Origin of the sequence: Bartonella sp. CM120XJJH (assembly GCF_042194715.1) — a bacterium.
Lineage (GTDB): Bacteria > Pseudomonadota > Alphaproteobacteria > Rhizobiales > Rhizobiaceae > Bartonella.
In genome coordinates this window covers 1-4415 of record NZ_JBHINE010000041.1, presented here as the reverse complement: position 1 = coordinate 4415, position 4415 = coordinate 1, and the positions used below count along the sequence as shown (strand labels likewise).

The window sequence follows — 4415 nt, the reverse complement described above, 5'->3', positions numbered from 1 at the left end:
TCTTTTTTAGTCTGTGTATTGTTCCTTATGTTACGTACACGCAGTTTAATAAATATATCTATTTACACACTACAGTGTTCAGTTAAAAACCAAAAGTAAAATTTCCGATTTTATAAAACTGTTCAGATTAAATGGCGTTGTCTCTTCTCAACGTTCATAGATGAAATCAACAAAGAGATAAAAAACTATCGTGGGCTGCTTGATTTTATAGAACATGACCTCTAGGTGTGAAGAAAGATGGGCTAAGTATTTCTAAAGATGCCCTACTTGCTCTAAAGGTGAAATATGTGGGATTGGGCTGTTATGCCGAGCTTGCCACAAATCATGCTTTTGTTGCAATTTAAGCCAGAATTCCGCATCATTTAAACCCGCTTTTTCTAACCGTAAAGCTAAGTTAATACTAATCGCCGCATGGCAGTTTAAGACGCGGGATAAAGTTAAACGTGCAACACCAAGACGATTTGCAGCTTCTGTTACTGTTAACCCTAATTCATCAAGCAATTCTTCTTTCAAAATGCCGCCAGGGTGTGGAGGATTGTACATCATAATAACACCTCAAAACTCAATGGTAATCTTGATAATCAATCAGTTCAACGTCTGTCCCAATGAAACGAAAGGTAACACGCCAATTTCCATTGACACGCATTGACCAGTAACCTTTTAAATCGCCCGTAAGCGCATGTAGACGATACGATTTAAGAGTAACTTGTTCAGGCGCGGATATTGTATCTAAAATTACTAAAATGTTTGCTAATTTTTTAGCATGCGCGGATTGTATGCCTTTGCAGACTCCTCTTTCAAAGAATAATTTCAACCCTTTATGCTTAAAACTAACGATTGCCATATATACCCTCTTGATACTTGGTACTATACACCATGCATTTATGTCAATGATTATTTATCAAAGAGCACCTTAAAACATAATTTTATATGTTAAAAAACAATAATATCATTTTGAAATAATTGAAAAAATAAGCAAATCATGCTAAGATTTTCTATGTATTAAAATATAAATTTAAGGTAAGAAAAAACATGCTAAATAAAGTGATGTTAATAGGGCGTTTAGGTGCTGATCCCGAAAGCAAAACAATGACTTCTGGAGCTGAGGTGGTCAATTTTCGTATGGCAACTTCTGAGAGCTACACAGATAAAAATACCCATCAAAAAGTAGAGAAAACAGAATGGCATTCCGTGGTGATTTTTAATCCACATTTGGCAAAAATTGCTCTTCAGTATCTCAACAAAGGTTCAAAGGTTTACATAGAAGGCAAATTACAAACACGCAAATGGCAAGATAAAAATGGGCATGACCGTTACACAACAGAGATTGTTTTACCGCAATTCAAAGGCGAGTTGTATTTGCTTGATGCAAAAAAAGAGCAATCCGCCCCTTCACCCATTACTTCTCAAAGTTATGCTATCGCTTCAGGGGCTGCTGATCATAGTGCATCTCTTAATGACAGCATGCCATTTTGATTGAAAAAATACGACAAAAACAAAAAACGTGAATGTTCACAGATTAGGGGATGTATGAAAAAGAAAGATGCTTACATTTCAGAAGTGAAAGTACGTCAAGATCCTGTTAATCAATTGGCAATTGAAATGCGTGCTAAACGCTTTGGTTTGACTATTGAAGAGGCTAAAAATCCGCTTGCTGGTACTTATGTGGGGCGGCTGTGTTTGCAAGGCGTGCTTACTCAAGACCAGTATGATGCAGCGCAAAAATATCTTGAAGTAAAAAATGACTATTTGTGTGCAAAAGGTTTACCAAGCGCTGTTTATGATGAAATACCATCATCTTCTGATGACAAAGCAAGAGAAAAATGGGTTGAATTTGCAACAGAACAGTTTTCTAATATGCAAGAGGCGATAAAAGAAACACAACATCTCTATAGACAGTATAATCTTTATGCAGCAATGCAATATCTTGTTGTAGAAGACCAAACATTACCACATCTTGTGAATTCATTGCGGGTCGCTCTTAATGCGCTTCATAAATATTTTGACAGAAAAACTAAATGGTAAATGTTGTATTGTTCTTTTCCCATAAAAGCATGAAAAGCTCTTGAAGAATATGCATTAGAATGTTATATTTTTATATAATATTAAAGGGAGTGTTTTATGCACACAACAAAATTACGTAAGGTTGGAGGGTCTGTTATGCTCTCTATACCGCCCGCGTTGCTTGATGTTCTTCATCTTTCTGAAAACACGCAAGTGGGTTTGGCTATTGACAATGGACAATTGGTTGTAAAACCACAGGCATTCCCTAGCTATACTCTTGAAGAATTGTTAGCGCAATGTAATCCTTCAGATGATTTTGCGGATGGTGATATGGAGTGGTTTGATGCCAAGCCTGTTGGCAGAGAGCTCTTGTAATGAAGCGGGGCGAAATTTGGTTTGTATCGCTTGACCCAACTTCTGGTTATGAGCAAAAAGGAACGCGTCCTGTACTGGTTGTGTCACCGGAGGCGTTTAATCGTGTCACAAAAACACCAATTGTCTTACCTATTACAAGTGGAGGAAATTTTGCGAGAACCGCAGGGTTTGCTGTTTCATTAGCAGGAACAGGATTACATACCACAGGTGTGATACGTTGTGATCAGCCACGTGCTCTTGATATTGGAGCGCGTCAGGGTAAGAAAATGGAAACAGTTCCCCCCATGATTATGAACGAAGTCCTTGCCAAGCTATCAACATTTCTAACTTAGTATTTGTATTACAGTGAATACAAATATGAGGATTGTGTTATGACGATATCTATTCGATTGCCAAGTGATCTCGAAACACGTTTGAATAATTTAGCTGCTAAGACAGGACGTACAAAGTCTTTTTATTTGCGTGAGATTATTGAACGTGGAATAGAGGAAGCAGAGGATTGTTATTTAGCTTCACAAGTAAGAGAGCGCGTTCGAAGGGGAGAGGGTACTTTTATAGCTCTGAAGAGGTGAGGAAAGAGCTTGGCTTGGACGATTAGGTGTTAGAAAACTGACGCAAAGGCTGGACAGATATTTTCACAAAAGCTTATCACTATGTTGATTTAAAAGTAATCATCTGAGTAATTAAAATGTTTGAGTTTCTTTTTTAATTTGTCCCGTTCTTCAATCGCCTCATCTCGTTCTCTAACAGCGTTGTCACGGTCTTTTATCACTAAATTATAAGAATTAACTAGATCATTATGAGTATCGCAAAAACTTTTAAATCCTATTGACGCTAAAAACTCATACAGACCAACAGAGAAGATTGTTATTACTAACAAAATTATTGTTGGTACTCCGAAAAAACGAAGTATAGCGATTCCTATTACTAGGCAAATTGTGTTTTTGATATCTACACGCAAAAGAAACAAAAACAGCATGATTGGTACTGTAATTACAAGTACTATTATTCCCACATCTAAGGACTCGTAGAGAAGGATTCCTGTAGATATTATAGCTATAGATATCAGTACGTGCGTGAAATCACTACTATCATAACAATAATTATCACCTATTTCCCAGTAGGGCGTCGAAAATCTATATCTAAAGATTGACCAGAAAATAGAAATAATCGATATTGCTGTCAAAACTCGAAGAGATAGAGAACCTGATATAAATAGTATATCAATTATTTCTACTATTGCACCCAAATATATTGATATTGGTTCCATAGTTTCTCCCCCGCTTTTTATTAGTTTCTAGTCATATAATTGATTCGTTGAGAAGATACAATTGTGAGTGGTTGGTTGTTAAAGACACTAGATTTAGGTGAAAAAATAAAAAATACACAATATTGTGATTTTTTTGTTGACAGGATATGAAAAATAGTGTTTTATGGCGTTGCTGTACTAGTCGAATTGCGTCTAGAATTACGGTAAAGGTATAACCTTTCTTATAAGTTTATCTGATTGTTCAGAGCCCTGCTTTTGCGGGGTTTTTTTATTGTCTTGTTTACAAAAAGAAACACACATGAAAACCACTGAAAAACTTGCAAAAAGAACGCCCCCAAAGGCAGGTCAAGGGCGGGTAAAAGGCGTGCCAAATAAAACGACACGTATTTTGAAAGAAGCAGTGCTTAAGGCAGCAGAGCGCGCTGGTAAGAAATATGGTGATGATGGTTTGGTCTCTTATCTCGAAAAACAGGCAATCAAATGCCCCGCTGCTTATTTGGCATTGTTGGGGAAGATTTTGCCTCTTCAAGTGACAGGGGAAGATGGCGGGGCGATTAAGATGATAACGCGTGTGGAAATCGCGCCTTTAGTTCATGACAACACGACAGATTAATATTGTTCCAAAGCTTATACCGATTTTTACAGGGAAGGCTTTGGTGCGTGCTGCTTGGGGAGGGAGAGGATCTGGGAAGACAAGATCATTTGCCTTGATGGCGGCTTTAAAAGGCTATCAATTTGGTATGCAAGGGATATCGGGCACTATCCT

8 protein-coding genes and 2 pseudogenes are annotated in these 4415 nt (G+C 37.3%); 7 read left to right on the top strand and 3 right to left on the bottom strand.

The genetic code is table 11. The features are described from left to right. Positions 1-252: 252 nt before the first annotated feature. Both ACFIKU_RS09315 and ACFIKU_RS09310 read right to left on the bottom strand, forming a co-directional pair. Positions 253-546: a HigA family addiction module antitoxin gene (locus ACFIKU_RS09315; RefSeq protein ID WP_004856691.1), complete on the bottom strand. Its 294-nt coding sequence runs from the start codon at positions 544-546 to the stop codon at positions 253-255. A 16-nt stretch (positions 547-562) separates the two neighbouring features. After that, entirely contained in the window at positions 563-844 is a 282-nt protein-coding gene (locus ACFIKU_RS09310) for a type II toxin-antitoxin system RelE/ParE family toxin (protein ID WP_375657341.1), read from the bottom strand. A gap of 188 nt (positions 845-1032) precedes the next feature. Between ACFIKU_RS09310 and ssb the strand changes: the two genes are divergently transcribed. The 5 genes and pseudogenes from ssb (at position 1033) to ACFIKU_RS09285 (ending at position 2977) form a co-directional block, all read left to right on the top strand. After that, entirely contained in the window at positions 1033-1476 is a 444-nt protein-coding gene (gene ssb, locus ACFIKU_RS09305) for a single-stranded DNA-binding protein (RefSeq protein WP_375657340.1), read from the top strand. Between the two features lie 54 nt (positions 1477-1530). Next, positions 1531-2025, top strand: a complete 495-nt coding sequence (locus tag ACFIKU_RS09300; RefSeq protein ID WP_375657339.1) for a hypothetical protein — start codon at positions 1531-1533, stop codon at positions 2023-2025. Between the two features lie 96 nt (positions 2026-2121). Further along, complete coding sequence (locus ACFIKU_RS09295) at positions 2122-2379, top strand: AbrB/MazE/SpoVT family DNA-binding domain-containing protein (protein ID WP_375624257.1); 258 nt, start codon at positions 2122-2124, stop codon at positions 2377-2379. Further along, positions 2379-2711 carry a type II toxin-antitoxin system PemK/MazF family toxin gene (locus tag ACFIKU_RS09290; protein ID WP_375657338.1) on the top strand — a complete coding sequence of 111 codons (333 nt, stop codon included), beginning with the start codon at positions 2379-2381 and terminating at the stop codon, positions 2709-2711. Before ACFIKU_RS09295 ends, ACFIKU_RS09290 begins: the two co-directional genes overlap by 1 nt. Before the next feature lie 39 nt (positions 2712-2750). Then, a pseudogene (locus tag ACFIKU_RS09285) lies at positions 2751-2977 on the top strand (DUF6290 family protein). 63 nt (positions 2978-3040) lie between these two features. Here ACFIKU_RS09285 and ACFIKU_RS09280 read toward each other — a convergent pair. Further along, on the bottom strand, positions 3041-3649 hold the full coding sequence (locus tag ACFIKU_RS09280) for a hypothetical protein (RefSeq protein ID WP_375657337.1): 609 nt from the start codon (positions 3647-3649) through the stop codon (positions 3041-3043). Positions 3650-3947: 298 nt separating this feature from the next. On the opposite strand from ACFIKU_RS09280, the gene ACFIKU_RS09275 reads away from it, so the two are divergent. Both ACFIKU_RS09275 and ACFIKU_RS09270 read left to right on the top strand, forming a co-directional pair. Beyond that, positions 3948-4262, top strand: a complete 315-nt coding sequence (locus tag ACFIKU_RS09275) for a hypothetical protein (RefSeq protein WP_273724397.1) — start codon at positions 3948-3950, stop codon at positions 4260-4262. Then, positions 4243-4415: pseudogene (locus ACFIKU_RS09270) on the top strand (PBSX family phage terminase large subunit); the annotation flags it as partial. The gene ACFIKU_RS09275 and the pseudogene ACFIKU_RS09270, both read left to right, overlap by 20 nt.